The sequence below is a fragment of the Aeromicrobium sp. JP4 genome (assembly GCF_054957925.1).
The window spans coordinates 680,334-705,963 of record NZ_CM143290.1; the positions used below are offsets into that span (position 1 = coordinate 680,334).

Sequence of the window (25,630 nt, forward strand, 5' to 3'; positions counted from 1 at the left end):
ATCATCCCTCGGCAGGCGGGGCAGGCATGGGGGTCGGCGTACGTCACGGGGGTGACTCAACCGGACGGGTCACGCCCGCGCAAGCACCGCGACGCACTCCACGTGGTGCGTCATGGGGAACAGCGCGAAGCCGCGCAGCGACTCCAGCCCGTAGCCCAGCCGGCCGAACGTGGCCAGGTCGCGGGCGAGCGCGGCCGGGTCGCACGCGACGTAGACGATCCGTCGGGGCTCCAGCGCGGCGATGGCCGCGACCGCCTCCTTGGCGCCGGTGCGCGGCGGGTCGAGGACGACGACATCGGCCCGGGCCCCGAGGGTGCCGCGGCGCAGCGCGCGCTCCACGGGCGCGTGGACGACGGCCGCGTTCGGCCGGTCGGCGAGGTTCTTCCCCGCGTCGGCCGAGGCGCGGCGATTGCCCTCGACGCTCACCAGCTCGCCCGGGGCGCAGGCCTCGGCCAGGAACGCCGAGAACAGGCCGGCTCCCGCGTAGAGGTCGAGCACGCGGTCGCCCGGCCGGACGTCGGCGCCGGCGAGGACCGCGTCGACCAGGGTGGCGGCGGACGCGGGGTGCACCTGCCAGAAGCCCGAGCCGCTCACGGCGAACCGGCGTCCCTTGACCTCCTCGACGAGCGTGCCGGTGCCGGCGCGGACCGAGCCGTCGGAGGCCACGACGCCGTCGGCCTGCGCCTCCAGATCGTCGCCGATCGTCGCGTCCGTGACGAGCAGCCGCTGGCCCGTGGACGAGACGATCGTCTCCACGCGCGGCTCGTCCCACAGCTGGCGGCTGACGTCGGGCAGGCCGGGGTGCGCGATCGGGCAGTCCTCCACGGGGATGACGTCGTGGCTGCGGTGCCGCCGCAGGCCCGCCATCCCGTTCTCGGCGACGGACCAGATCACGCGGGTGCGCCAGTCGAGCAGGGGGCCGACCGACTCGACGCAACCGTCCCAGTCGAGTCCGGCGAGCCGCTGGAGCTGTTCGCGGACGACGTCGGTGAGCAGGGTCAGCTGGCCCTCCTCCGAGACGTGCTGGAAGTCGCAGCCACCGCACAGGCCCGGCCTCGCGAGGGGGCACGGAGGCGTGACGCGGTCGGGCGACGCCTCGAGGATCTCGATCGCGTCGGCGCGCAGGAAGCGCTTCGTGCGGTCGGTGACGCGGATCCTCACCACCTCGCCGGGGAGCGCGTGCCGCACGAAGACGACCTGGCCGTCCAGGCGGGCCACGCAGTGGCCGCCGTGGGCGACGGGTCCGACGGTGACCACGGGATCGTCGGTCATCGCTCCTCCCTGCCGATGCCGCGCCGGACGTCGCCGGCCGTCGGGCGCGAGTCGACCGCGGCCATCCGCTTCGCCGAGGCCAGCTGGAACGGCACGCTGACGACGAGCACGCCCGGCACGAAGAGCAGGCGGGCCTTGAGGCGCAGGGCGGTCTGGTTGTGCAGCAGCTGCTCCCACCAGCGGCCGACGACGTACTCGGGGACGTAGACCGTGACGAGGTCGCGCGGGTTCTGCGAGCGCCGCGCCTTCACGTACCGCATGACCGGGCGCACCACCTCGCGGAACGGCGAGTCCAGCACGCGCAGCGGGATCGGCACCCGGAGCTCGTCCCAGCGACGCGTCAGCTCGGCGGTCTCGTCGGGGTCGAGGTCGACCGTGACCGCCTCGAGCGTCCCGGAGCCGGCCAGCCGGGCGTAGGCGATCGCTCGCATCGCCGGCTTGTGCAGCTTGCTGACGAGCACGACGCCGTGGACACGGGCCGGCAGGGCGACGTCGGCTTCATCCACCGCGAGCTCGAGCGCCACGCGGTCGTAGTGGCGGGCGATGGCGCGCATGACCACGAACACGATCACCATCGCCAGGATCGCGATCCAGGCCCCGGCGAGGAACTTGGTGATCAGCACGATCACGAGGACGGTGGCCGTCATCGCCAGGCCGAACGCGTTGACGACGCGCGAGCGCCGCATCCGGTTCCGCTCCCCCGGGTCGGACTCGGTCCGCAGGTGGCGCGTCCAGTGCCGGATCATCCCGAGCTGGCTCAGCGTGAACGAGACGAAGACCCCGACGATGTAGAGCTGGATCAGCTTGGTGACCTCGGCGTCGAACGCCACGATGAGCACGGAGGCGGCCGCCGCGAGGGCCAGGATGCCGTTGCTGAAGGCCAGCCGGTCGCCGCGGGTGTGCAGCTGGCGCGGCAGGAACCCGTCGCGCGCGAGGATCGACCCGAGCACCGGGAAGCCGTTGAACGCGGTGTTCGCCGCGAGCACGAGGATGATGCCCGTGCACGCGATGACGAAGTAGAACAGCGGCGGGACGTCGTGGAAGAGCGCCCCGGCGAGCTGGCCGATCACCGTCTCCTGCTCGTACCCGTCCCCGACCGGCTGACCGTTGAGCAGCAGCTGGTGGGCCGGGTCCTCGACGTAGCGCAGGTTCATCAGGTCGGCCAGCACGATGATGCTCATCAGCATCGCGATCGAGATGGTCCCGAGCAGCAGCAGGGTGGTGGCCGCGTTGCGGCTCTTGGGCTTGCGGAAGGCCGGCACGCCGTTGCTGATCGCCTCGACGCCCGTCAGCGCCGCACAGCCGGACGAGAAGGCGCGGGCGAGCAGGTAGGCCATCGCGATGCCGGAGATCGCGCCGGTGAAGGGCTCCTCCGCCGCGATGTCGTACTTCGCACTCTCGACCTCGGGCAGCGTGCCGAGCGCGTACTCGATGTAGCCCCAGCCGGCCATCAGCGCGATCGCGATCATGAACAGGTAGGTGGGGATCGCGAACGCCCGCCCGGACTCCTTCGTGCCCCGCAGGTTCATGGCGGTCAGCAGCGCCACGAGCCCCACGGCGGTGACGGCCTCGTGACCCTTGAGGAACGGCAGTGCCGCGGCGGCGTTCTGGACACCCGAGGAGATCGAGACCGCGACCGTGAGCACGTAGTCGACCATGAGCGCACTGGCCACGGTGAGACCGGCGTTGCGGCCCAGGTTGACGGTCGCGACCTCGTAGTCGCCACCGCCGCTGGGGTAGGCGCGCACGTTCTGGCGGTACGAGGCGACCACCGTGAGCATGACCACGACGACCGCCAGACCGACCTGCCAGTTGAACGCGTACGCCGTCAGCCCGCCCATCGACAGGGTCAGGAAGATCTCGTCCGGCGCATAGGCCACGGACGACAGAGCATCGCTGGCGAACACCGGCAGCGCGATCCGCTTGGGGAGCAGGGTCTCGCCCATCTGGGAGGTGCGCAGCTTCTGTCCGATGAGAGCGCGCTTGAGCGCCCCGGTCAATCCCACCCGACCGATGCTAGACCCGATCAGCCCGGTGTACCGTCGCCGGTGTGCACATCGTGATCATGGGGTGCGGGCGCGTCGGCGCGTCGCTGGCCCGCAGCTTGGAGTCACGCGGCCACTCGACCTCCGTCATCGACTCGAACCCCGACGCGTTCAGGCGCCTGGGACCCTCGTTCGCCGGGTCCACCGTCACCGGCATGGGCTTCGACCGGGGCGTGCTCGTCTCGGCCGGGATCGAGCAGGCCGACGCCTTCGCCGCGGTGTCCAGCGGCGACAACTCCAACATCATCGCCGCGCGGGTCGCCCGCGAGGTGTTCCGCGTGCCCAACGTCGTGGCGCGCATCTACGACCCTCGACGCGCCGAGGTCTACGAGCGCCTCGGCATCCCCACCGTCGCCACCGTCCCGTGGGCGGCCGACCAGATGCTCCGTCGGCTGCTGCCCGCCGGCTCCGAGCCGGCTTGGCGCGATCCCTCCGGCCGGCTCCGGCTCGACAACGCCTACGCCCCGTTCGCGTGGGTGGGTCGCACCGTGGCGGCGCTCGAGGCGCAGACCGGCGCCCGCGTCGCGTTCATCACGCGCCTGGGCATGGGCCAGCAGATCGCCGGCGACACGGTGATCCAGGAGGGCGACTACCTCAGCATGTTCCTGGTCTCGGAGGAGGCCGACGGCGTGCTCGAGGCACTGGACAACGGGCCCAAGGAGGAGGACTGATGCGCGTCGCGATCGCCGGAGCCGGTGCGGTCGGCCGCTCCGTGGCCCAGGAGCTCGTCGACCACGGTCACCGCGTGCTCCTCATCGACAAGGCCGCCACCTCCATCCGCAGCGACCTCGTGCCCGGAGCCCAGTGGCTGCTGGCCGACGCCTGCGAGATGAGCACGCTGGAGGAAGCCCAACTGCAGACCTGCGACGTGGTCATCGCCGCGACGGGCGACGACAAGGCCAACCTCGTGACGTCGCTGCTGGCCAAGACCGAGTTCGCGGTCCCCCGCACGGTGGCCCGCGTCAACAACCCGAGCAACGAGTGGCTCTACGGCGAGTCGTGGGGCGTCGACGTGGCCGTGTCCACGCCGCGCATCATGGCCGCGCTCGTGGAGGAGGCCGTGTCCGTCGGCGACCTCGTCCGGCTGTTCACCTTCCGCCAGAGCAACACGAACCTCGTCGAGCTCACCGTGCCGGAGGACTCGGCCTACGTCGGCCGTCGCCTCGGCGACATCACGTGGCCCGACGGCGTCGCGCCGGTGGCGATCCTGCGGCTCCAGCAGTCGCTGCTGCCCGAGCCCGACCGCACGGTCGAGGCCGGTGACGAGCTGCTCTTCGTCACCCCCGCCGAGGCGGAGGAGCAGCTCGCGGCCCAGCTGTCGTCGCACGACTGACAGAGCTCAGACCTCGCGGGGCTCGTCTCGCAGGTCGGTCACCGGCGTGCTGTTGCGGCTGAGCAGCCACACCATCGCGGCGAGCGTGGCGATCTGCAGGGGCCAGCCCATGACGACCTTCGAGGTGCCCAGCCAGCCGATCTGGTCGGCCGCGTAGAGCGGGTACTGCACGAGGACGCGCAGGACGCAGGGCAGCGCGAACAGCAGGGTCAGCCGGTTGCACAGGCGGCGCATGCCGGGATCGCGACGCCATCCGCTCGGATCGCCGACCAGGGCGCCGATCATGACGCCGATCGCCGGCCAGCCGATGACCACCGTCGCCACGAGGACGACCGCGTAGCCGGCGTTGTAGAGGATCCCGGGCAGGAACACGTCGCGGGCCTCGCCCGAGCGGGACGCGAACAGCGCAGCGATGCCGATGCCGACGAGCGCGTTGATGACGAACTGGGGGTTCGAGCGCTGGACGACCCGCACGATCAGCAGGACAGCCGTGAGCGCCGAGGCGATGATCAGGCTGAGCCGGAGGTCGCGCGTGGTCAGGTAGCAGAGGGTGAAGGTGATCGTCGGGACGGCGGCCTCGACGATGCCGCGCACGCCGCCGAAGGCCTCGGCCAGGCGCTGGCGCACGACCTGCTCGACGGTGGCGGCGTCGGCGCGGGCCGGTTCGGACGTGCTCATGCGTCGAGCCGGTAGGCCGGGTTGTAGATGACGCGCTCGGTGCCGCGGTGACCGATCCGGCCCGTGGCGATGAGGGAGCGTCCCGCGGAGATCCCCTCGATGCGGCGCCGGCCGAGCCAGATCAGGGTGACCGTTCCCGTGCCGTCGTAGAGCGAGGCCTCCAGCGCCGTGACGTCGCCGACGGGCCGCAGCGTCACGTCCTGCAGGACGCCGTGGACGTCGACGCGCTCGCGCTCGGGCACGTCCTTGATCGCGGCGCACCCCGCGGCCGTGGCGCGGCCGCGCAGCTCGGTGTCCTCCTGGCTCTCGACCGAGAAGCGGTCGAGCCAGCGCGAGACGACGCCTGCCATCTCCGCCTACTCCTCGGGGATGCGCTGGGCGTCGGGCGGCAGGACGATCGGCAGCGACTCGCGCAGCATCCGCGGCTCGTCGCCGCGACGCACGCGCAGGTCGCGCAGGATCTCCATGAAGACGCCGCTGTCGATGGACTCGAGGCCGGCCGCACCCAGGATCGTGGCGCGCAAGACCCAGCGGGGCCCCTCGATGCCGATGAAGCGGGCGGGCTGGACGCCCGCGCTGCCGTCGGGAGCCGTGGCGGGGAACTGGGCCAGCACCTCGGTGCCGAACGGGCCGTCCACCTCGGTGAACGTGCCGCCGCGCTTGTCGACCTCCTCGCGCAGCTCGGCGCGCACGCCGTCCCACGTGCCGCCGCTGCGAGCGCCGGCGAAGGGGCGCAGCTCGACGGCCGAGCCGCCGGAGGTCACGAGGACCGCGGTGACCACGTCGTCCTCCGTGGGCAGCTGCACCTCGATGTCGCCGCGCATCTTGATCAGCAGGCTGCCCAGGTCGACGTACTCGTCGTGGGACTCGTTCGGGCGCTCCGTGACGTCGAACGGTCCGTCGGCCCGGGGGCCGGTGACCTCGACGTTCTCAGGAGCAGCGGGGGCGGGAGCCGCGTCGGCCCCCGCGTTCTTGCGACCCCACATCACAGACTTCCTTCCGTCGATGCCTCGATCGAGGCGTGACCACCCGAGGAACCGTACCCGCCCTCGCCTCGCACGGAGTCCTCGAGACCGTCCACCTCGACGAAGCGCACGTGCTCGACCCGCTGGACGACCAGCTGGGCGATCCGGTCACCGCGTGCGATGCGGACCGGCTCGCGCAGGTCGTGGTTCACCAGGAGAACCTTGACCTCCCCACGGTAACCCGCGTCGATCGTGCCCGGCGTGTTCACGACCGAGAGCCCGTGCCGCAGCGCGAGGCCCGACCGGGGGTGGATGAAGCCGGCGAACCCCTCCGGCAGGGCGATCGCGATGCCCGTGGGCACGAGGGTGCGCTCCCCCGGCGCGAGCTCGAGGTCGACCGTCGAGACGAGGTCGGCGCCGGCGTCGGCGGGGTGGGCGTACGTGGGAAGGGGAACACCGGCGTCGAGCCGGCGGATCTGCACCTCGGTCACGGTGGCGACGATACTGGCGCGAGACCCCATCGGGCACAGTGGACTCGTGAAGACCAACAATGCCCACCATCGTGAGCGTCTCGTGGCGTCCGGCCTGTGGTGGGGCGCCGTCGGCCTCGTCGCCGCGACCATCGGCTGGCTGCTGCTCGTCGCCACCAGCCCCGCGGTCGCCGGCGGTCTCGCGCTCCTCATCCTGGTGGTCGCGGGAGCGGGACTGTGGCGCTACGGCTCGCTGCTGGTCGTCGCGGAGCCCGGCCGGCTCCGCGCGGGGGACGCACACCTCGAGGCGCCCGACCTCGGCGAGGTCGTCGCGCTCGACCCGGCCGCCTGGCGAGCCGCGCTCTCGCGGGCCGGCACCGACCGCGCCTTCCTGCTGACCCGCCCGTGGATCGACCGCGGCGTGCGCGTCGAGGTGGCCGACCCGGCCGACCCGACGCCCTACTGGCTCGTGTCGACCCGGCGTCCCGACGCGCTCACGCGTGCCGTGGGCCACACTGGTCCTGCTCCCGACGAAAGGATCATCGATGGCCCGGAAGCGCGCGACGAAGGCGACGCCTGACCCCGCAACCACCTCGCCTGCCGAGGCGGAGGTCTCCACGGGGCGGGGGCGAGGCGCCTGGCGGGCCCTCGACGCCGGTTCCGCCCTGCTCGCGGCGTCGCTCGCCCCGTACATCTCGAACCTGGCCTGGCGGGCCGTCACGGGTCGCAAGCCGCCGCGCAACACCCGCCACCCCGATCTGAGCACGACCGAGGCCATCGCGTGGGCGGCCATCGGCGGCGCCACGGTGCAGGTCGTCCGCACCGTCGCGCGGCGCGGTGCCGCCACCTACTGGGTGAGGTCCACCGGCGGGCTGCCGCCGGGCATGAGGTCCACGAAGAACACCACGCCCTGAGACGACGACGTCCGGCCCGCCGCGTGAGCGGCGACGCCGGACGTCGTGAGTCGGTGCGCGGACCTCAGTCGGCGCAGTCCTTGCAGATCGCCATGCCGTTCTTCTCGGTGGCCAGCTGACTGCGGTGGTGCACCAGGAAGCAGGACATGCAGGTGAACTCGTCGGACTGCTTGGGCACGACCTTGACCGCGAGCTCCTCGTGCGAGAGGTCGGCGCCGGGGAGCTCGAACGACTCTGCCGCCTCGACCTCGTCCTCGTCGACCTTGCCCGAGTTCTTCTCGTGGCGACGCGCCTTCAGCTCCTCGATGCTGTCCTCGGACTGCTCCTCGTCGGTCTTGCGGGGCGCGTCGTAATCGGTTGCCATCACTTCTCCATGCTCGTTCTCGTGGAACTGTGGTCGTGTTCTTGTGGAACGCGCAGATTCAACCACATGGACCAAATCTGCCCGCACCCGGACGCAATCCCCCTCGTGGCGCCGATGCTCCCACTGCCGGGGCGCCCGCGCCAGTCGTGCGGACGGCTTTTCTCAGAACCCGCAGCGGGCGACGAGATCGAGGAACGGATCGATGCTGCCGGCGGGCGCCGCGACGAGGAGCCGCTCGCTCGGCGAGCCGTCCGGTCCGGTGACCACGAGACCCGCCTCGCGGGCGATCAGGCCGGCCGCCGCGTGGTCCCAGACGTGCAGTCCCTGCTCGACGTAGGCGTCGAGCCGCCCCTCCGCGAGATCGGTGAGGTCGAGCGCCGCGGCGCCGATCCGGCGGATGTCGCGCACGTGCGGCAGCATCGCGCCGACGGCGCGGGCCTGGTGCTCGCGGACCTCAGGGACGTAGTTGAAGCCCGTGGCGACCAGCATCTGGTCCAACGGCAAGACGGGCGGCCCCGTCAGCCGCCGCGGCTCGGCCTCGTCGGTGCGCCAGGCACCCTCGCCCGCCACCGCCTCGTAGGACTCCCCCGTGGCGATGTTCACCACGACGCCGACCTCGTCGGCGCCCTCGACCCGGGCCGCGATCGCCACGGCGTAGCGCGGGATGCCGTAGACGAAGTTCACCGTGCCGTCGATCGGGTCGACCACCCACTCCACACCCGAGGTGCCGGGGACGTCCTGGCCCTCCTCACCCACGAAGGCGTCGTCGGGGCGTGCGGCCAGGATCCTCGCGCGGATCAGCTCCTCGCACGAGCGGTCGATCAGGGTGACCAGGTCGGTGGGGCTCGACTTCGTGCCCGCGATCCCGACGCGTCCCTGCGGGCGGAGGGAGGCGACGTGCTCGACCGCCTCGGCCGCGACCCGGCGGGCGAGGTCGAGCAGCTCGGTCACGCCAGGACCGGCCGCAGCGAGCGCGGGTTGACGCAGCAGTCGCCGGGGCAGGTGTCGGCCTTGGGGCCGAGCTCCCCCCGCACGGGCCGCTCCGGCTTCTCGCCGCGCTCGGCCGCGGCGCGCTCCAGGAGCAGCTCGCGCACCATCGCCGCGTAGCGCGGGTCGGCGTTCGGGCTGGCGGCCCGGGCGAACCGCAGGCCCAGACGCTCGGCCGTGGCCTTCGCCTCGGTGTCGAGGTCGTACACGACCTCCATGTGGTCGGCCACGAAGCCGATCGGGACCAGGACGACCCCGGTGACGCCCTGCTCGGCGAGCTCCTCGAGGTGGTCGTTCACGTCGGGCTCCAGCCACGGCTGGCTGGGCGGACCGGAGCGGGAGCAGTACGCCAGGGACCAGGTCGGCAGGTCGAGGGCATCGGCCACGAGCCCCGCGACCGAGAGGTGCTGGCGCTCGTACAGCCCGCAGCCGGGCCCGCCGCTGGCCTCGTTCATCTGCTCGGGCACCGAGTGCGTCACGAAGACGACGCGGGCGTCCCCGCCCACCTCGGCCAGCGCCGCGCGCGTGTACTCGGTGAACAGGTCCACGAACACGGGGTGGTTGAAGTGGTGCCGCAGGCGGTCCACCCGGATCGGGCGGTCGTGCGAGACCTCGAAGAGGTTCTCGCGGTACTGGCGGCAGCTGCTGTAGGAGGAGTAGGCGCTGGTCATGAAGCAGGCGACCCGCTGGACCCCGTCGGCCTCCATCTGGTCGAACGCGTCAGCCAGGTAGGGGTCCCAGTTGCGGTTGCCCCAGTAGACCGGCAGGTCGATGCCCTGGTCGGCGAGGTCCTGGCGCAGCGCGGCCAGCAGATCGCGGTTGATGTCGTTGATCGGCGACTTCCCGCCGAAGCCGAAGTAGTGCTCGCCGACCTCGACGAGGCGCTCCTTCGGGATGCCCCGGCCCCGTGTCACGTTCTCGAGGAACGGGACCACGTCCTCGGGCTTCTCGGGTCCACCGAAGGAGACCAGCAGGAGGGCGTCGTAGGGGGCAGCGTCCATGCCGCCAGTGTTCCACGGCGCCACACGGCACACCCCTCGGGCGCAGGCCGTCGACAGCCCTCCCCCGGCGCCAGCGTGACGTGGTCCAAGATGAGTCTCGACATGTTCTCCGCCTACCGCACGATCCTCGCCACTCCCGGCGCCCCGGCCTTCACGACCGCCGGCGCGCTCGGACGTCTCCCGCTGTCCATGACGGGACTCGGGATCGTGCTGCTGGTCTCCGGTCGCACCGGTGACTACGCGCCCGCCGGCCTGGTCATGGCGGTCTACGTCGTCACCTCGGCGTTCTTCGCCCCCGTCCAAGGCAGGCTGGCCGACCGCCTGGGGCAGGCCCCCGTCCTCGTCGCGGCGGGCGCCCTGTTCGCGTCCGGCATCGTGATCCTGCTCTCGACGGTGGACATCACGCTCTGGGGTGCTGCCGCGGGCGCGGTGATCGCCGGGCTCGGGGCACCGCAGACCGGGAACATGGTGCGCGCGCGCTGGACCCACGTCCTGCCCGACCGCTCCCGCCTGCAGACCGCGTTCGCCCTGGAGGCGGTGCTCGACGAGGTCGTCTTCATCGTCGGCCCCGTGCTCGTGACGATCCTCACCCTCAGCGTCCTCGACTGGTCCGGGCTCGCCGTGGCCGGTGTCGCCGCGATCGTCGGGGCATGGGGCCTGGCGCTGCAGCGCTCCACCCAGCCACGGCACCGGCCCCAGGCGGACGGTCCCCGCGAGCCGCTCCCCTGGTTCCTGCTCGGCCCACTGGTCGTCGCGGCGTGCGGACTCGGCGTGCTGTTCGGTGCCGCCGAGGTCCTCGTCGTGGCGTTCACGGAGGAGCAGGGACGTCCCGGCGCGGCCGGTGTCGTCCTGGCCATCTTCTCGGCCGGAAGTCTCGCCGCCGGCCTGGTGATCGGGGCCCAGCCGCCCCCGGCCGACCCCGTCCGACGACTCAGGATCTCGACGCTGGGGCTCCTCGTCTTCCTGTCGCCCCTGCCGTTCGCGCCCAACATCGCCCTGCTCGCCATCGGCTTCGGCCTGGCGGGCCTCATGCTCTCGCCGACCCTCATCACGGCGGTGCACCTCGTCGAGCTCACCGTGCCGCAGTCGCGCCTCACCGAGGCGCTCACCTGGACGACCACGGGCATGTCCGCGGGAACCGCGGGCGGCGCAGCCCTCGCCGGCCTCATCGTCGACCGCTGGTCGGCCTCGGCCGGCTTCGTCCTGCCGATCGTGGCGGCGCTGATGACCACCACGGTGGCCATGCTCTACCGGGCTCCGGAGCCCGCCCCGGCCGACTCGCAGGCCTGATCGCGGGACCGTCACGGACCCGGCCCGAAAAGCCATCCGGACCCGGCGCGTCTCCCGGGATCGCCACGGGCATTCACTAGCCTTGAGGTCGGTGGCAGAAGCGACACGGGGAGGCTCGAAACATGCGGGAACTCGCGACCGTGGGACTCAGCGACGACGGGCGATTCCTCGTCGCTCGGGACGCGACCACCGGAGAACGCTTCCGGCTCAGCATCGACCGCCGGCTCACCTCACTGGTTGACCGCACCCCCGTAGGGTCGAGTCGTTCAGGACAGATGGAGATTCCGATGGAGAGTTCGCTCACCCCCCGAGACATCCAGACCCGCATCCGCCGCGGCGAGTCGGTCGAAGAGGTCGCCGAGGCCGCCGGCATCACGGTCGAGCGGGTGCACGGCTTCGCCGTGCCCGTCATCGCCGAGCGCGAGTGGATGGCCCAGTCGGCCCGCGCCACGTCGGTGCGCCGCAAGCACGTCGGCGGCGCCGCCGTCACCCTGGCCGAGCTGGCCGACGCGGCCCTGGCCGAACGCGGCATCGCGCCCGAGAAGGCCGCGTGGGACGCGTTCCGCCGCGAGGACGGTCGCTGGACCGTGCGCGTCGACCTCGAGGACGGCTCCGCGTCGTTCCTCTACGACCCCAAGAGCCGCTACGTCATCGCCGACGACGACGCCGCCCGTGGCCTCGTGGGCGACCTCGCCACCCAGGACCAGCACGACATGGCGCTGGCCGACCTCGTCACGGACGCCCCCGAGGGGTACGGCGGCGCGATCGCCGAGCCGACCGACCACGCTCCGCTGGTGCGCTCCATCAAGGAGGCCCGCGACCGCCGAGCGCTCGAGCAGGCCGTCTTCGAGGAGCCGGCCGAGGAGGTCGTCGAGGACGTGGAGGACCAGGCGCTCGAGGAGCGCATCGCGGTCCCCGACACACCCAAGCCCCGCAAGAAGCACTCGCGCCGCTCCGTCCCGAGCTGGGACGAGATCATGTTCGGCGGCTCCTCGGACTGACCGGGTCTCGACACACGCCGCTCGTTCCTCGCGGCGCGCTCGACCACCGGGATGCGCCTCCGGTGATCGAGTGCCAACCCACGTCTCAACCCGGTCCACCGGGGTGCGACTCCCGTGATCGAGTGCCAACACACGTCTCGACCCGGTCCACCGGGGTGCGACTCCCGTGATCGAGTGCCAACACACGTCTCGACCCGGTCCACCGGGGTGCGACTCCGGTGATCGAGTGCCGACGAGCGGAGCGAGGCGGTGTATCGAGATCAGTCGAACGGCAGGACGTCGGGCGACAGCGCCCCGGCCTTCGCCCGCGCGGCGGTCATCCGCTTGCGGTGGTGCCGGCGGCACAGCACCTCATAGCCGACCTGGGGCGTCGGCCGGTCCGGGTCCTCGACGTCGCCCACGACGATCACCTCGCCCTCGGTGACCATCTCGCCGTCCTCGGTGCGGGCGTTGTGGGTGGCACGGGCGCCGCACCAGCACAGCGCCTCCACCTGCAGCGTCAGCACCCGGTCGGCGATCTCCACGAGCCGCTGCGACCCGCTGAACAGGTGGGTGCGGAAGTCGGTGAGGATGCCGAAGCAGAACACGTCGATCGCCAGCTCGTCGGCCACCTTGGCCAGCTGGTCGACCTGCGCGCTGGTGTAGAACTGCGCCTCGTCGCACACGAGGTAGTCGATCCGGGCTCCCCCGGTCAGCTCTCCGACGACGTCGGCCCAGAAGTCGAGGTCCTCGGCCACCTCGATCGCCGGGGTCGAGAGGCCGAGCCGGCTCGAGAGCGTGGCGGCGCCCGCGCGGTCGTGCGAGGAGTAGATGCGGCCCACCCGGCCGCGGGCGCGGTGGTTGTGGTCGAGCTGGAGCGCCAGCGTGCTCTTGCCCGAGTCCATCGTGCCCGAGTAGAAGACCAGTTCCGCCACGGGTCAGCCCGCCACGAGGACCGGGATGCGTCGCTCCCGGGGGGTGATCGAGCCGTGGAAGCCGCGCAGCAGCAGCTCGACGGAGAAGTCGTCGGAGGCGAAGACGGCGAAGTCGTCGAGCGCAGCCACCACCACGTCGCCGAAGCGAGCGCGGACGGCCGGGTCGATCGGACCGAACCACTCCTCGGCTTCGTCGCGCAGCCGGACCTCCACCCTGTCACCGAGCGCGGAACGCCAGCGGGCGGCGACCTTCGCCTCGGCACCCGAGCGCGTGTGCACGTGACGGAACCGGGCCTCGCCGGCGACCAGCACCACGTCGTCGCGCAGCTTCGGGTGGTCGACGAGGTCGAATCGGCCCTCCATCGGCACGTCCACCATGCCGTGGTCGGCGGTGACGAGCAGGACCACGTCGGGCGGCAGGGCCGCGCGCAGGTCGGCGACGTCGCGGTCGACCTCGACGAGCGCCTTGCGCCACTCGTCGGAGTCGACGCCCGAGCCGTGTCCCGTGTGGTCGACGGCGGACTCGTAGGCGTACACCAGGGCGCGGTCGTCACGCTCGACCGCCTCCACGACGGCCGCGAGCCGGTCCCACGCGTGGCGGACACCCACGAAGGGCACGCCGCGCTGGCTCACGCGCGTGAGGCCGCTCAGCTCGAACCGGGCGTCGTTGACCACGGTGACCGCGATCCCCTCGTCGGCCAGCCGGCTGAGGACCGTGGCATGCGGCTGCCACTGCTCGGGGACGATGCGGTCGTCCCACTTGAGCGTGTTGAGGAAGCGGGACGTGCCCGGGATGCGGCACGTGTAGCCGGCCATGCCGTGCTGTCCGGGAAGCAGGCCCGTACCCAGCGAGGTCAGGCTCACCGAGGTGGTCGAGGGGATCCCCGCCAGCACGTTCTCCACGTTGAGGCACGACGACAGGAACGGCGCCAGGTCGGCGTGCTCGCGCAGCAGGTCGAGTCCGAGACCGTCGACGAGCATCACGACGTAGCGCCGGGACACGGGCAGCCCGAGGACGTCGGTGAAGCCCGGGACGCCGAGGGCGCCGCCCACGGAGGTCATCACCTCGTGGATGCCGGCATGCGGCGCGGTCATCGAGCCTCGGTGACGGTCGTGGCCGCGGTCAGCGCGCGAGCGAACTCCAGCAGGCCCACGACCGCGGCGCCGCCCTCGGCCGCGGCGCTGAGCCGCAGCGAGAAGTCGTCGCCACTGATCGATCCGGTGTAGCCGTGGTCGGCCTCGCACTCGGGATCGTCGCAGCGGGCGGGCTCGAGCTCGACCCGGGCGACGGCGCCCCAGCCGATCGTGAGGAGGGCCTCCTCGAGCTGCTGCGTCTGGGCCGACACCATCCGCGTGACGACGACGCCGGAGACGCGCGACAGCGGCACCGCCTCGACGGACGTGGACGTGTAGGGCTTCGGCAGCAGCGTGTCGCCGGGGTGCTCGTCGGTGTGCGTCAGCAGCAGGCGCGTGGGCGTGAGGACCAGCACCGACATGTGCCGGCGGATCTCCTCGCGGTCGAACGTGGGCTCGTGGTGGACGACGAACGACTCCACGGGCTCGGCCGCCAGTGCGTCCTCGAGCGCTCCCGCGACGATCTCGGGGTAGTACCCGCTGCGCGAGATCGACTCGTAGAGGTCCTTCGTCCGGTCCCTGGTCTGCGTCACCGACCCAGCGTATCCGCCGCTACATCAGGCTGGCTCAGCCGCCGGACGAACCAGTCGCCCCGGCTGTCGGACGAGGGGATCACCTTGGCGCGCGCGCTCAGGGCGGTGTACCCGTCGGGATTGACCAGCACCGGCTCGAGGTCGAGCGAGACGACCTCGGGCAGGTCGTCCTTCAGCGCAGCGAGACGCAGCACGATGTCCTCGAGGGCGGCCACGTCGACCGGCTCGCTGCCGTGGTGCCCGAAGAGCAGGGGCGCGGCACGGATGCCGCTGACCATGGTGCGCGCGTCGACGTCGGTGAGGGGCGGGATGCCGTAGCTGCGGTCCTCGAGCAGCTCGCTCGGCGCACCGGCGATGCCGAACGACACGAGCGGGCCGAAGAGCCGGTCCTCGGTGGCGCGGAAGGCCACCTGGACGCCGGCGGGCGCGGACCGCTGCACGAAGAAGGTGGTGTCGGCCCGGATGCCGCTCCACGTGGTCATCTCGTCCCACGCCTCGGCCATGTCCTGGGCGTCGTGGATCCCGCGCCAGACGTGGGCGAGGTCGGGACGGGCGCGCAGGTGCTCGCTGCCGGCCTTGAGGACGACGTCCCAGCCCAGCTTCTCGCCGGCCGCGATCGCCTCCTCCTTGCTGTGCACGTTCGTCCAGGTCCACAGGTCGATGCCGTAGCAGGACAGCAGGTAGTGGACCTGCTCGGTGGACAGCACGGCGCCGCGCGGGGCGATCGTCAGCACGTCGCGGATGAGGGCCTTCGCGTCGCCCGAGCGGTGCTCGGCGGCCACGTGGTACTCACCGTGGTCGCGCGCGGCCCACTCGGCGTAGTTGACGGCCCGGGCGAGCGCCTTGACCGCCGCCTCGGGCGCGGCGTAGGACGGCACCGAGCCGCGGCCGGCCGAGCCGCCCTCGAGGTCGGGCACCCGCAGCAGCACCGGGATGCCCTTGCTGGCCAGGAACGTGGAGACGATCGGCTTGTCGGACTGCTCGCCGATGGCGGCGAGCACCTGGGCGACGGCATCGCTGTCAGTGGTGATCGGAGGCGTGTAGACCACGACGAGGGCGTCGACGTCGGGACGTGCGAGCGCCGCCTCGATGGCGACCTCGAACTCCTCGGCGCCGGCGGTGGCGCCCAGCGCGATCGGCGGCGCGACCTGCAGGCCCTGCGACTTGGCGGCGTCGGTGACGATCAGGCCGACGGCGTCGGAGTTGCCGACCACCGCGATCCGGTTGCCGCGCGGCAGCGGCTGGTGGGCCAGCAGCTGGGCGACGTCGAACATCTCGTCGAGGTTCTCCACCTGGATGACGCCGGCCTGGCGGAACATCGCGTCGACGGCCTGCTGCGGCGCCGAGCTGCGACGCACGGTGTGGCCGACGGGCACGCCCTGGGTGGACCGGCCCGACTTCACCGCCACGATCGGCTTGACCTCGGAGACGCGGCGGGCGAGGCGCGAGAACTTGCGCGGGTTGCCGATGGACTCGAGGTACAGCAGGACCACGTCGGTGCTGTCGTCCTGCTGCCAGTACTGGAGGAGGTCGTTGCCCGAGACGTCGGCGCGGTTGCCGGCCGAGACGAAGGTGGACAGCCCGAGCCCGCGCGCGGCGACGGTCTCGAGGATGGCCGAGCCGAGGGCTCCGGACTGGCAGAAGAAGCCGGCGCGCCCGGGTGGGGGCATGGTGGCGGACAGCGAGGCGTTGAGCTGCACGTCGGACGCCGTGTTGATGATGCCCAGGCAGTTGGGGCCGATCAGGCGCAGGCCGTGGATGCGGCACGAGTGCAGCAGCTCCTGCTGGCGTGCGCGGCCCTCGGGGCCCTCCTCGGCGAAGCCGGCGGAGATCACGACGAGACCGTGGACGCCCTTCGCGGCGCAGTCCAGGACGACGTCGTTCACGTGCTCGGCCGGGACGGCGACGATCGCGATCTCGACGTCGCCGGGGATGTCGCGCACGGTCGGGTAGGCCGTCAGGCCAGACACGGCCTCGGCCTGGGAGTTCACGGCGTAGACGGTGCCGCCGTAGTCGCCGAGCACGAGGTTGCGCACCATCGCCTGGCCGATCGAGCCCTGGCGACGGCTGGCGCCGACCACGGCCACGCTGCGGGCCCCGAAGATGCGGGCGATCGAGGCGGCCTCGGCCCGCTGCTCGCGCGAGCGCATGACGCCCAGCGCGGAGTCGGTGGGGTTGATCTCGAACGTCAGCCGCTGCACGCCGTCCTCGAGCGTGCCGCTGATCGTGTAGCCCATCTCCCGGAAGACCTGCAGCATCCGGACGTTCTCGGGCAGGACCTCGGCGATGAACTCGGTGAAGCCGCGCTCGCGTCCTGCCTGGGCGAGGTGCTCCAGCAGCAGCTGGCCGATGCCGCGGCCCTGGTGGGCGTCCTCGACGAGGAACGCGACCTCGGCCTCCTCGTCGGAGACGGCGTCATAGCGGCCGACGGCGATGATGTCGTCCTGCTGCGTGACCACGAAGGCCACGCGCCGGTCGTGATCGACGGTGGTGAAGCGCGCCACGTCGCGGTCGGAGAGCCGCGGGTAGGGCGCGAAGAAGCGGAAGTACTTGGACTCGGCGGAGACGCGGTCGTAGAACTCCACGAACCGCGGGGCGTCCTCGGGGACGATGGGGCGGATCTGCGCGACGCGCCCGTCCTTCAGCAGGACATCGGCCTCCCATGCGGGGACCGGGTGGGGCATCAGGCTCGCCATCTCGACCGGTTCGCTGCCACTCACGGGCACAAACCTACCCCGCGAGCGGCGGGTCGGGCGCACCCCCGGCGACGCGGCGCGGGAGAATGGCCCGCGTGAGTGGATCAGGCATCGAGACCGTGGACTTCGAGGAGCACATCCTCGACACCGACGTCGGCGACGAGATGCGCTCGAGCTTCCTCGAGTACGCCTACTCGGTGATCTATGCGCGGGCCCTTCCGGATGCGCGCGACGGGATGAAGCCCGTCCAGCGGCGCATCCTCTACACGATGGACGACATGGGCCTGCGGCCCGACCGGCCCCACGTCAAGAGCGCCCGCCCCGTGGGCGAGGTCATGGGCAAGCTGCACCCGCACGGCGACAGCGCGATCTACGACGCGCTCGTGCGCCTCGTCCAGCCCTGGTCGCTGCGCCTGCCCCTGCTCGACGGTCACGGCAACTTCGGCTCGCCCGACGACCCGCCGGCCGCGATGCGGTACACCGAGATCCGGATGGACCGGTCCGCCGAGGCGATGACCGAGTCGCTCGACGAGGACACGGTCGACTTCAAGCCCAACTACGACGGCCGGCTCCAGGAGCCGACCGTCCTCCCGGCCGCAATACCCCACCTGCTGGTCAACGGCGCATCCGGCATCGCCGTGGGCATGGCCACGAACATCGCGCCGCACAACCTCATCGAGGTCGTGCAGGCGCTGCGCCACCTCATCGCGCACCCCGACGCCGACCTCGACGCGCTCATGCGCTTCGTGCCGGGCCCCGACCTGCCCACCGGCGGCAAGATCGTGGGGCTCGACGGCATCCGCGACGCCTACGTCACGGGCAACGGCTCGTTCAAGATGCGCGCCACGACGCGCGTCGAGAGCGTCACCGCGCGCAAGAAGGGCATCGTCGTCACCGAGCTGCCCTACAACGTGGGCCCCGAGAAGGTCATCGAGTCGATCAAGAAGCTCGTCCAGGCCAAGAAGATCCAGGGCATCTCCGACCTGAAGAACCTCACCGACCGCAAGAACGGCTTGCGCCTGGTCATCGAGATCAAGAACGGCATCGTCCCCGAGGCCCTGCTGGAGCAGCTGTACCGCCAGACCCCGCTGGAGTCCTCCTTCGGCATCAACGCGGTCGCCCTGGTCGACGGCCAGCCGCGCACCCTCGGCCTGCGCGAGATGCTCACGGTCTACCTCGATCACCGCATCGACGTCGTCCGTCGGCGCACCACCTACCGCCGGGGCAAGGCGGCCGACCGGCTGCACCTCGTCGACGGCCTGCTCATCGCGATCCTCGACATCGACGAGGTCATCCAGCTGATCCGCTCGTCGGAGAACCGCGGCGAGGCCCGTGGACGACTGATCTCCGTCTTCGACCTGTCCGAGCTCCAGGCCGACTACATCCTCGACCTGCAGCTGGGTCGCCTCACGAAGTTCTCGCGCCTGGAGCTGGAGCGTGAGGCCGACGAGCTGCGCCGCCAGATCGAGGCGCTCGACGCGATCCTCGCCGACGAGAGCGTGCTGCGGGGCCTGGTCGGCGACGAGCTGGCCCAGATGGCCCAGCAGTTCGGCACCCCGCGACGCACCGTCCTGCTCGAGTCCGCCGGCGTCCCCGCGCCGGCCGCGGCCGGCGGGTCGCTCGAGGTGCCCGACGACCCGTGCTGGGTGCTGCTGTCCTCCACCGGCCTCGTCGCGCGCACGTCCGACGCCGAGCCGCTCGGCGACCACGGCCGCCGGGCCAAGCACGACACCGTCGTCTCGGCCGTCCGCGCCACGGCACGGGGGCAGGTCGGCGTGGTCACGTCGGCCGGCACCGTCCATCGCCTCGACGTCATCGACCTGCCGGCGCTGCCGCCCACCGCCGACTCTCCGCGCCTGCAGGGCGGTGTCCCGCTGGGCGAGCTGCTGAGCCTCGACGGCGACGCGCTGACCCTGATGACCTTCGCCGAGGACGTCCCCGGCCTTGCGTTGGGCACCCGCGACGGCATCGTCAAGAGGGTCAAGCCCGAGCACCTGTCCAACCGCGACTCGTGGGAGCTCATCCGGCTCGACGACGGCGACCGGGTCGTGGGCGCCGTCCCGCTGGTCACGGGCGAGGAGGAGCTCGCGTTCGTCACGTCCGAGGCGCAGCTGCTGCACTTCCCCGCGTCGCTCGTGCGTCCCCAAGGCCGCAGCGGCGGCGGCGTCGCGGGCGTGAAGCTCGGCGCGGGCGCCCACGTCGTCGCGTTCGGCGCCGTCTCCGACGTCGAGTCGGCCCACGTGGTCACCGTCGCCGGCAGCTCCTCCGCCCTTCCGGGGACCCAGGCCGGCTCGGTCAAGGTGTCGCCCTTCTCCGTCTACCCCGGCAAGGGGCGTGGCACCGGCGGCGTGCGCTGCCAGCGGCTGCTCAGCGGCGAGGACGCCCTCGTGTTCGCGTGGGTCGGCGACGGGATGCCCGTCGCGTCCGCCGCGAGCGGCTCACCGGTCGACCTCCCCGAGGTCGTCGAACGGCGCGACGCGTCGGGCACTCCGGTCGGCCAGCCGATCACAGGGGTCTCATCGGCCGCAGCCACGCTGCCGGGCGCGCGAAACGTGCCAGACTGACCAGCGTGTTTTCTCGACTGATGACCGCGACCGTGCTGAGCGGCGCCCTGCTGCTGACCGCCTGCACCGGTGACGACTCCGACTCCGGCGACGCCGCCCAGAGGCTCGACGCGGCCTCCGAGGCCCTCACCGAGGCCGAGTCGTTCGACATCTCCCTGAGCACCAAGGAGCTGCCCAGCGGCACGCGCGGGCTCCTCTCCGCCGAAGGTGTCGGCGACCACTCCCCCGCCTTCGAGGGCGACGTCAAGGTCGTCGCGGGCGGCGCGACGCTGGCCGCCGAGGTCATCTCCGTCGACGGCACGACCTACGCCAAGACCGGCTTCTCGCCCGTGTGGGCCCCGCTCGACCCGGCCACGCTCGGGGCTCCCGATCCGGCGGCGCTCGTGGGCACGGACGCCGACTCGGGCCTCGGCGCCCTGCTGAAGGCCACCACCGAGCCCGAGGTCGAGGACAAGTCGCGCGACGGGGACCTCGTGCTCACCGAGATCAGCGGCGAGCTCCCGGGCGACCGCATCGCGCAGCTCATCCCCACGGCCGACGCCACCGAGGACTTCGACGTCGTCTACCGCCTCACCGACGACGACGAGCTCCACGACGCGAAGATCTCGGGCCCGTTCTACGGCGGCGAGGACGTGACCTACACGCTGCGGCTCTCACCGCGCGACGAGCCCGCCGGCATCGAGGCGCCCTGATCCCGTGCCGATGAGGGAGCTCGCGTCGCGCGGGTTGCTCGCGCTCGCCGCGGTGGCGATCGGCTTCGCCGCGGCCGACACCTACGTCGTCGTGCTGGCCCTGCCCGACATGATGACCGCGGCCGGGCTGACCGTCGCCGACCTCCAGCGCGCGGCGCCCATCATCTCGGGATTCCTGCTGGGCTACGTGGCGGTGCTGCCGCTGATCGGCCGGGTCTCCGACCTGCGCGGCCGGGTCCCCGTGCTGATCGGCTGCCTCGTCGTCTTCGCCATCGGCTCGGTCATCACGGCGGCGGGGTACGACCTGACCTCGATCGTGCTGGGCCGGTTCATCCAGGGCATCGGAGGCGGCGGGCTGATCCCGCCGACGCTGGCCCTCATCGCCGACACGTGGCCGGCTGAGCGCCGCGGCCTGCCGCTGGGCATCGTCGGCGCCGTGCAGGAGCTCGGCAGCGTCGTGGGACCCCTGTGGGGCGCCGCGATCCTGGCGTTCGGCACGTGGCACGACATCTTCTGGGTCAACGCCGCCGTCGGGCTGGTGATCGCGGCCGCCCTGCTGCGCCACCGGCCCCCGCGCGCCGACCGCGGGTGGGACGTGCCCGGACTCGTGCTGGCGCTGCTCACCGGTGGCTGCCTGCTGCTGGTGATGCTCGAGCCGGAGTCCCTGACGACCGGTGTCACCAGCGGCCTGGCGTTCCTCCCGGTCGCGGGCGAGTCGCGATGGCTCACGCCGCTGGCGCTCGTCGCGTACGGCCTCGGCGCGGCGTTCGTCGTCCGCCAGGTGACGACGGCCCGGCCCCTGCTCGCCTGGCGCGAGTGGGGCCAGGTGGCCCGGCAGACAGATCTGTGGGGCGCGGCCGCGCTCACGGTGGCGCTGGGCGCCGTCATCCTCACGTTCGCCAGCGCGGAGCCCGAGCGGGCGGTGCTGGCCGACGACGCGGTCGTCCTGCTGCCCGTCGCCGCGATCGCGCTGGCGCTGTTCGTGTGGCGCGGGCGGCACGCCGCCCATCCGCTGATCCCCCGCGGATCGCTCTCGTCCGCCCCCGCGTGGGGCTCGATCGCCGTCTCGTTCTTCATCGGCTCGGCGCTGATCGCCGCCCTCGTCGACATCCCGTTCTTCGCCCGCCTGACGATTGCGCCCGACGACCAGCTGGAGGCGGCCCTCGTGCTGCTGCGCTTCCTCGTCGCCCTACCGGTGGGCGCGGTGGCTGGTGGCTGGCTGCTGCGCCGCGTGCCGGCCGGACCGCTCACGGCCGCGGCGCTCACCCTCTCGGGAGCCTGCTTCCTGGTGATGGCCTCGTGGGACGCGAAGTCCCTGGAGACCTTCGGGGCCACCGTCGTGCTGGCGGCCTGCGGCCTGGGCTTCGGCCTGGCCATCGCCCCCGTCAATGCCGCGCTGCTCGAGCACACGGCCGCCGAGGTGCACGGACTCGCCAGCGCCCTGCTGGTCGTCGCGCGCATGGTGGGCATGCTCATCGGCATCTCGGCGCTGACCTCCCTCGGCCTGCGCGCCTTCCGGTCGGCGGTCGCGGACATCCCGCCGATCGAGGAGCTCTGCAACGGGGCCACCACCGCCTGCCGCGCCTACAACGGGGCGATGCGCGACGCCGGGATCGCGCAATTGCAGGCCGTCTTCACCGGCGCCGCGGTGGCCGCGTTCATCGCCGCCGCCCTCGCTCTGCTGCTCCTGCGGCGGCGCGCTACTTTTTCCTCATGACGACCGCATTCGACGATCTCCTCGAGGCCAACCGGACGTACGCCCAGACGCACGAGGGAGGTTTCGACGGCATCGCGCAGGCGGGTGTCCTGATGGTCACCTGCATGGACTCGCGCATCGAGCCCCTCGCGATGATCGGCCTCAAGCCCGGCGACGCCAAGATCCTGCGCAACCCCGGCGGCCGCGTGACCGACCAGGTGCTCGTGGCGATCGTGCTCGGCGTGTCCATGCTCAAGGTCGACCGCGTCCTGGTCGTCGAGCACACCCGCTGCGCCATGGCGTCCTCGACCGAGGCCGACGTCAAGGCGAAGATCGGCGACAAGAGCGGCACGGACGCCTCCTGGATGACCATCGGCGTGATCGAGGACCAGGAGTCCACCGTGCGCGCCGACGTCAACCGCGTCCGCAGCCACCCGCTCGTCCCCGACTCGGTCGAGGTCGCCGGCTTCATCTACGACGTCGACTCGGGCCTCATGACCCAGGTCGACTGACACCGGCGGTCGAGTGCCCGCGAGGAACGAGCGGGTGTATCGAGACCACTGATCTCGATACACCGTCTCGCTTCGCTCGCCGGCACTCGATCACCGAGCCACGTCAGGCGTCGATGAGCTCGGTGTCGATCTCGTAGGCGCCCTGGATGATGAACTCCTTTCGCGGCGGGACCTCGTTGCCCATGAGCAGCTCGAAGACCTCGGCCGACGCCTCGGCGTCGTCGACGGTGAGGCGGCGCAGGGTGCGGTGCCGCGGGTCCATCGTGGTCTCGGCCAGCTGGTCGGCGTCCATCTCGCCCAGGCCCTTGTAGCGCTGGGGCGCGTCCTTCCAGCGGACGTTGCGCTTCTTCAGCTGCGCCAGCGTCCGCTGGAGCTCGGGGTCGGAGTACGTGTAGATGTACTTGTCCTGCCCCTTCTTGGGCGAGACCAGCTCGATCCGGTGCAGCGGCGGCACGGCGGTGTAGACCCGGCCCGCCTCCACCATCGGCCGCATGTAGCGGAAGAACAGCGTCGCCAGCAGGCAGCGGATGTGCGCGCCGTCGGAGTCGGCGTCGGCCATGAAGATGATCCGGCCGTAGCGCGCCGTGTCGAGGTCGAACGTGCGGCCCGAGCCGGCCCCCACGACCTGGATGATCGACGAGCACTCGGCGTTCTTCAGCATGTCGCCGATGCTGGCCTTCTGGACGTTGAGAATCTTGCCGCGGATCGGCAGCAGCGCCTGGAACTCGGCGTCGCGCGCCGACTTGGCGGTGCCGAGCGCGGAGTCGCCCTCCACGATGAACAGCTCGGAGCGGTCGACGTCGTTGCTGCGGCAGTCGGCCAGCTTCGCGGGCAGCGCGCTCGACTCGAGCGCGTTCTTGCGCCGCTGCGTGTCACGGTGCTGGCGGGCCGCCAGGCGCGTGCGGGACGCCCCGACGACCTTCTCCATCACGAGGCGCGCCTGGGCCTTCTGCGCCGCCTTCGTGGAGGTCAGGAAGGCCTTCAACTCGCGCGCGACGATCTTGTTCACGATGCGCGTGACGGCCGGCGTGCCGAGGACCTCCTTCGTCTGACCCTCGAACTGCGGCTCGGCCAGGTTCACCGTGACCACGGCGGTCAGACCCTCGAGCACGTCGTCCTTGATGACGTCGGGATCGCCGTTCTTGAGCATCCGCGAGTTGCGCAGGACCTCGTTGAAGGTCTTGGTGACACCGCGCTCGAAGCCGGAGACGTGCGTGCCGCCCTTGGGCGTGGCGATGATGTTGACGAACGACTTCACGGTCGTGTCGTAGTCGGTGCCCCACCGCAGCGCGACGTCGACGCCGAGCGTGCGCTCGACGTCCTGGGGCGTCATGTGGCCCTTCGTGTCGAGCACCGGCACGGTCTCGACGAAGGTGTCCTCGCCCTGGACGCGCAGGACCTCGTTGACGGCGGTGTCCGCCGCGAGGAACTCGCAGAACTCCGAGATGCCGCCCTCGTGGAAGAAGTCCTCCTCGCGCACCTCCGCCTCGCGCTCGTCGCGGATCGCGATGCGCAGGCCGGGCACGAGGAACGAGGTCTGGCGGGCGCGGCCGACCAGCTCGTCGTAGGCGAACTTCGCGCCCTTGATGAAGATCTGCGGGTCCGCCCAGTAGCGGACGCGGGTGCCCGTGCGGGACTTCGCGACCTTGCCGATCTTGCGCAGCGTGTTGTCGGGGGTGAAGTCCGCGTCGGCGCCGTCGCCGGCGAAGACGCCGGGGACCCCGCGACGGAAGGACATCGCCCACGTGGCGCCGCCCTTGTCGACCTCGACGTCCAGGCGCGCCGACAGCGCGTTCACGACCGACGCGCCGACGCCGTGCAGGCCGCCGGTGGCGTTGTAGGAGCCGCCACCGAACTTCCCGCCCGCGTGGAGCTTCGTGTAGACGACCTCGACGCCGGTCAGGCCGGTCTTGGGCTCGATGTCGACGGGGACGCCGCGGCCGTCGTCGCGGACCTCGACCGAGCCGTCGGGGTACAGGACGACGGCGATGTGGGAGCCGTGCCCCGTCAGCGCCTCGTCGACCGAGTTGTCGATGATCTCCCAGAGGCAGTGCATGAGCCCACGCGTGTCGGTGGAGCCGATGTACATGCCCGGTCGCTTGCGTACCGCTTCCAGTCCCTCGAGGACGAGCAGATTGCGTGCGTCGTAGGTCGAAATGTCCGGTTCCTCCTCATCGATCCCCCGGCCCCCACGGTATCGAGCCGGCCCCACCCGATCGCACGTGACACGCGGCGTCGGCGCGTCCGACGCGCGTTTGGCGCCGTGAGGGAGTATTCATGGTGATGTTCGACGACAACCGACGAAATGAGGACACCGTGACGGCCACTGCCGAGTTCCCCGCCCTCACCGCTACCGACCGCTGCGATCGTTGCGGCGCGCAGGCCCTGGTCCGCGTCGAACTGCCCTCGGGCACCGACCTGGTCTTCTGCGGTCACCACGCCCGCCAGCACGAGACGCGCCTGCGCGAGATCGCGATCGCCTACCGCGACGAGAGCGACAGCCTGAGCGTCTGAGGGTCCGCCCTCCAGCCGACAGAGAACGGCGCCGAACCCCGAGGGGTTCGGCGCC

The 25,630-nt window shown here is 71.8% G+C and carries 25 protein-coding genes; 11 read left to right on the forward strand and 14 right to left on the reverse strand.

The genetic code is table 11. From position 1 onward, the window contains the following. Positions 1-69: 69 nt before the first annotated feature. Both ACY1JX_RS03420 and ACY1JX_RS03425 read right to left on the reverse strand, forming a co-directional pair. Positions 70-1,272: a class I SAM-dependent RNA methyltransferase gene (locus ACY1JX_RS03420; protein WP_462565220.1), complete on the reverse strand. Its 1,203-nt coding sequence runs from the start codon at positions 1,270-1,272 to the stop codon at positions 70-72. Further along, the gene (locus ACY1JX_RS03425; protein WP_181756240.1) at positions 1,269-3,218 is read right to left on the reverse strand and encodes an APC family permease; all 1,950 of its coding nucleotides are present in this window, start codon (positions 3,216-3,218) and stop codon (positions 1,269-1,271) included. The genes ACY1JX_RS03420 and ACY1JX_RS03425 overlap by 4 nt, the downstream gene beginning before the upstream one ends. A gap of 104 nt (positions 3,219-3,322) precedes the next feature. Between ACY1JX_RS03425 and ACY1JX_RS03430 the strand changes: the two genes are divergently transcribed. Both ACY1JX_RS03430 and ACY1JX_RS03435 read left to right on the forward strand, forming a co-directional pair. After that, a complete protein-coding gene (locus ACY1JX_RS03430; RefSeq protein ID WP_181755573.1) occupies positions 3,323-3,988 on the forward strand; it encodes an NAD-binding protein in 666 nt (221 codons plus the stop codon). Further along, positions 3,988-4,650 (forward strand): potassium channel family protein, encoded by a 663-nt coding sequence (locus ACY1JX_RS03435; protein WP_181755572.1) that lies wholly within the window; start codon positions 3,988-3,990, stop codon positions 4,648-4,650. Before ACY1JX_RS03430 ends, ACY1JX_RS03435 begins: the two co-directional genes overlap by 1 nt. Before the next feature lie 6 nt (positions 4,651-4,656). On the opposite strand, the gene ACY1JX_RS03440 is transcribed toward ACY1JX_RS03435, so the two are convergent. From ACY1JX_RS03440 to dut, 4 genes are read right to left on the reverse strand one after another with little or no spacing between them, the layout of a single operon-like run. Next, positions 4,657-5,328 carry a DUF3159 domain-containing protein gene (locus tag ACY1JX_RS03440; protein WP_181755571.1) on the reverse strand — a complete coding sequence of 224 codons (672 nt, stop codon included), beginning with the start codon at positions 5,326-5,328 and terminating at the stop codon, positions 4,657-4,659. Next, the gene (locus ACY1JX_RS03445) at positions 5,325-5,678 is read right to left on the reverse strand and encodes an OB-fold nucleic acid binding domain-containing protein (RefSeq protein WP_181755570.1); all 354 of its coding nucleotides are present in this window, start codon (positions 5,676-5,678) and stop codon (positions 5,325-5,327) included. Before ACY1JX_RS03445 ends, ACY1JX_RS03440 begins: the two co-directional genes overlap by 4 nt. Before the next feature lie 6 nt (positions 5,679-5,684). Next, entirely contained in the window at positions 5,685-6,314 is a 630-nt protein-coding gene (locus ACY1JX_RS03450) for a DUF3710 domain-containing protein (protein WP_181755569.1), read from the reverse strand. Next, positions 6,314-6,784 carry a dUTP diphosphatase gene (gene dut, locus ACY1JX_RS03455; RefSeq protein ID WP_286927864.1) on the reverse strand — a complete coding sequence of 157 codons (471 nt, stop codon included), beginning with the start codon at positions 6,782-6,784 and terminating at the stop codon, positions 6,314-6,316. Before dut ends, ACY1JX_RS03450 begins: the two co-directional genes overlap by 1 nt. A 46-nt stretch (positions 6,785-6,830) precedes the next feature. On the opposite strand from dut, the gene ACY1JX_RS03460 reads away from it, so the two are divergent. Both ACY1JX_RS03460 and ACY1JX_RS03465 read left to right on the forward strand, forming a co-directional pair. Beyond that, entirely contained in the window at positions 6,831-7,343 is a 513-nt protein-coding gene (locus tag ACY1JX_RS03460) for a DUF3093 domain-containing protein (protein WP_181755567.1), read from the forward strand. Continuing rightward, positions 7,309-7,677, forward strand: a complete 369-nt coding sequence (locus ACY1JX_RS03465; RefSeq protein WP_181755566.1) for a DUF4235 domain-containing protein — start codon at positions 7,309-7,311, stop codon at positions 7,675-7,677. The genes ACY1JX_RS03460 and ACY1JX_RS03465 overlap by 35 nt, the downstream gene beginning before the upstream one ends. 64 nt (positions 7,678-7,741) lie before the next feature. Here the strand turns inward: ACY1JX_RS03465 and ACY1JX_RS03470 are convergent, their stop codons facing one another. From ACY1JX_RS03470 to ACY1JX_RS03480, 3 genes are all read right to left on the reverse strand, one after another. Next, positions 7,742-8,041: a DUF4193 domain-containing protein gene (locus tag ACY1JX_RS03470; RefSeq protein WP_078698323.1), complete on the reverse strand. Its 300-nt coding sequence runs from the start codon at positions 8,039-8,041 to the stop codon at positions 7,742-7,744. A 162-nt stretch (positions 8,042-8,203) separates the two neighbouring features. Next, positions 8,204-8,992 carry an inositol monophosphatase family protein gene (locus ACY1JX_RS03475; protein ID WP_286927868.1) on the reverse strand — a complete coding sequence of 263 codons (789 nt, stop codon included), beginning with the start codon at positions 8,990-8,992 and terminating at the stop codon, positions 8,204-8,206. Further along, positions 8,989-10,029, reverse strand: a complete 1,041-nt coding sequence (locus tag ACY1JX_RS03480) for a ferrochelatase (RefSeq protein WP_462565221.1) — start codon at positions 10,027-10,029, stop codon at positions 8,989-8,991. Before ACY1JX_RS03480 ends, ACY1JX_RS03475 begins: the two co-directional genes overlap by 4 nt. 90 nt (positions 10,030-10,119) lie before the next feature. On the opposite strand from ACY1JX_RS03480, the gene ACY1JX_RS03485 reads away from it, so the two are divergent. Further along, entirely contained in the window at positions 10,120-11,319 is a 1,200-nt protein-coding gene (locus ACY1JX_RS03485) for an MFS transporter (RefSeq protein ID WP_286927872.1), read from the forward strand. 122 nt (positions 11,320-11,441) lie between these two features. Continuing rightward, positions 11,442-12,320 (forward strand): septation protein SepH, encoded by an 879-nt coding sequence (sepH, locus tag ACY1JX_RS03490; RefSeq protein ID WP_286927873.1) that lies wholly within the window; start codon positions 11,442-11,444, stop codon positions 12,318-12,320. 260 nt (positions 12,321-12,580) lie between these two features. Here sepH and ACY1JX_RS03495 read toward each other — a convergent pair whose 3' ends face one another. Genes ACY1JX_RS03495 through ACY1JX_RS03510 form a run of 4 tightly spaced genes read right to left on the reverse strand, consistent with a single transcriptional unit; the run spans position 12,581 to position 17,621 of the window. Further along, positions 12,581-13,234 (reverse strand): thymidine kinase, encoded by a 654-nt coding sequence (locus tag ACY1JX_RS03495; protein WP_181755562.1) that lies wholly within the window; start codon positions 13,232-13,234, stop codon positions 12,581-12,583. A 3-nt stretch (positions 13,235-13,237) separates the two neighbouring features. Further along, a complete protein-coding gene (locus tag ACY1JX_RS03500) occupies positions 13,238-14,329 on the reverse strand; it encodes an alkaline phosphatase family protein (RefSeq protein ID WP_462565222.1) in 1,092 nt (363 codons plus the stop codon). Beyond that, the gene (locus ACY1JX_RS03505; RefSeq protein ID WP_181755560.1) at positions 14,326-14,901 is read right to left on the reverse strand and encodes a DUF5998 family protein; all 576 of its coding nucleotides are present in this window, start codon (positions 14,899-14,901) and stop codon (positions 14,326-14,328) included. The genes ACY1JX_RS03500 and ACY1JX_RS03505 overlap by 4 nt, the downstream gene beginning before the upstream one ends. Further along, complete coding sequence (locus tag ACY1JX_RS03510) at positions 14,898-17,621, reverse strand: bifunctional acetate--CoA ligase family protein/GNAT family N-acetyltransferase (RefSeq protein WP_462565223.1); 2,724 nt, start codon at positions 17,619-17,621, stop codon at positions 14,898-14,900. The genes ACY1JX_RS03505 and ACY1JX_RS03510 overlap by 4 nt, the downstream gene beginning before the upstream one ends. A 62-nt stretch (positions 17,622-17,683) precedes the next feature. Here ACY1JX_RS03510 and ACY1JX_RS03515 point away from each other — a divergent pair, with 62 nt between their 5' ends. Genes ACY1JX_RS03515 through ACY1JX_RS03530 form a run of 4 tightly spaced genes read left to right on the forward strand, consistent with a single transcriptional unit; the run spans position 17,684 to position 23,061 of the window. Continuing rightward, entirely contained in the window at positions 17,684-20,161 is a 2,478-nt protein-coding gene (locus ACY1JX_RS03515) for a DNA gyrase/topoisomerase IV subunit A (RefSeq protein ID WP_462565224.1), read from the forward strand. A gap of 5 nt (positions 20,162-20,166) precedes the next feature. After that, on the forward strand, positions 20,167-20,853 hold the full coding sequence (locus ACY1JX_RS03520) for an LppX_LprAFG lipoprotein (RefSeq protein WP_181755558.1): 687 nt from the start codon (positions 20,167-20,169) through the stop codon (positions 20,851-20,853). Between the two features lie 10 nt (positions 20,854-20,863). After that, positions 20,864-22,570: an MFS transporter gene (locus tag ACY1JX_RS03525; protein WP_462565225.1), complete on the forward strand. Its 1,707-nt coding sequence runs from the start codon at positions 20,864-20,866 to the stop codon at positions 22,568-22,570. Continuing rightward, the gene (locus tag ACY1JX_RS03530) at positions 22,567-23,061 is read left to right on the forward strand and encodes a beta-class carbonic anhydrase (protein WP_181755556.1); all 495 of its coding nucleotides are present in this window, start codon (positions 22,567-22,569) and stop codon (positions 23,059-23,061) included. The genes ACY1JX_RS03525 and ACY1JX_RS03530 overlap by 4 nt, the downstream gene beginning before the upstream one ends. 103 nt (positions 23,062-23,164) lie before the next feature. Here ACY1JX_RS03530 and ACY1JX_RS03535 read toward each other — a convergent pair whose 3' ends face one another. Then, the gene (locus ACY1JX_RS03535) at positions 23,165-25,240 is read right to left on the reverse strand and encodes a DNA gyrase/topoisomerase IV subunit B (RefSeq protein WP_286928039.1); all 2,076 of its coding nucleotides are present in this window, start codon (positions 25,238-25,240) and stop codon (positions 23,165-23,167) included. A 104-nt stretch (positions 25,241-25,344) separates the two neighbouring features. On the opposite strand from ACY1JX_RS03535, the gene ACY1JX_RS03540 reads away from it, so the two are divergent. After that, the gene (locus ACY1JX_RS03540) at positions 25,345-25,575 is read left to right on the forward strand and encodes a DUF7455 domain-containing protein (RefSeq protein ID WP_181756237.1); all 231 of its coding nucleotides are present in this window, start codon (positions 25,345-25,347) and stop codon (positions 25,573-25,575) included. Positions 25,576-25,630: the final 55 nt, after the last annotated feature.

Excerpts from the sequence above, each read along its gene's own strand:
- ACY1JX_RS03420 (WP_462565220.1), bottom strand. The coding sequence starts at position 1,272 with ATGACCGACGATCCCGTGGTCACCGTCGGACCCGTCGCCCACGGCGGC.
- ACY1JX_RS03425 (WP_181756240.1), bottom strand. The coding sequence starts at position 3,218 with ATGGGCGAGACCCTGCTCCCCAAGCGGATCGCGCTGCCGGTGTTCGCC.
- ACY1JX_RS03435 (WP_181755572.1), top strand. The coding sequence starts at position 3,988 with ATGCGCGTCGCGATCGCCGGAGCCGGTGCGGTCGGCCGCTCCGTGGCC.
- ACY1JX_RS03440 (WP_181755571.1), bottom strand. The coding sequence starts at position 5,328 with ATGAGCACGTCCGAACCGGCCCGCGCCGACGCCGCCACCGTCGAGCAG.
- ACY1JX_RS03445 (WP_181755570.1), bottom strand. The coding sequence starts at position 5,678 with ATGGCAGGCGTCGTCTCGCGCTGGCTCGACCGCTTCTCGGTCGAGAGC.
- ACY1JX_RS03450 (WP_181755569.1), bottom strand. The coding sequence starts at position 6,314 with ATGTGGGGTCGCAAGAACGCGGGGGCCGACGCGGCTCCCGCCCCCGCT.
- ACY1JX_RS03465 (WP_181755566.1), top strand. The coding sequence starts at position 7,309 with ATGGCCCGGAAGCGCGCGACGAAGGCGACGCCTGACCCCGCAACCACC.
- ACY1JX_RS03470 (WP_078698323.1), bottom strand. The coding sequence starts at position 8,041 with ATGGCAACCGATTACGACGCGCCCCGCAAGACCGACGAGGAGCAGTCC.
- ACY1JX_RS03480 (WP_462565221.1), bottom strand. The coding sequence starts at position 10,029 with ATGGACGCTGCCCCCTACGACGCCCTCCTGCTGGTCTCCTTCGGTGGA.
- ACY1JX_RS03485 (WP_286927872.1), top strand. The coding sequence starts at position 10,120 with ATGAGTCTCGACATGTTCTCCGCCTACCGCACGATCCTCGCCACTCCC.
- sepH (WP_286927873.1), top strand. The coding sequence starts at position 11,442 with ATGCGGGAACTCGCGACCGTGGGACTCAGCGACGACGGGCGATTCCTC.
- ACY1JX_RS03500 (WP_462565222.1), bottom strand. The coding sequence starts at position 14,329 with ATGACCGCGCCGCATGCCGGCATCCACGAGGTGATGACCTCCGTGGGC.
- ACY1JX_RS03515 (WP_462565224.1), top strand. The coding sequence starts at position 17,684 with ATGGCCCGCGTGAGTGGATCAGGCATCGAGACCGTGGACTTCGAGGAG.
- ACY1JX_RS03525 (WP_462565225.1), top strand. The coding sequence starts at position 20,864 with ATGAGGGAGCTCGCGTCGCGCGGGTTGCTCGCGCTCGCCGCGGTGGCG.
- ACY1JX_RS03530 (WP_181755556.1), top strand. The coding sequence starts at position 22,567 with ATGACGACCGCATTCGACGATCTCCTCGAGGCCAACCGGACGTACGCC.
- ACY1JX_RS03540 (WP_181756237.1), top strand. The coding sequence starts at position 25,345 with ATGTTCGACGACAACCGACGAAATGAGGACACCGTGACGGCCACTGCC.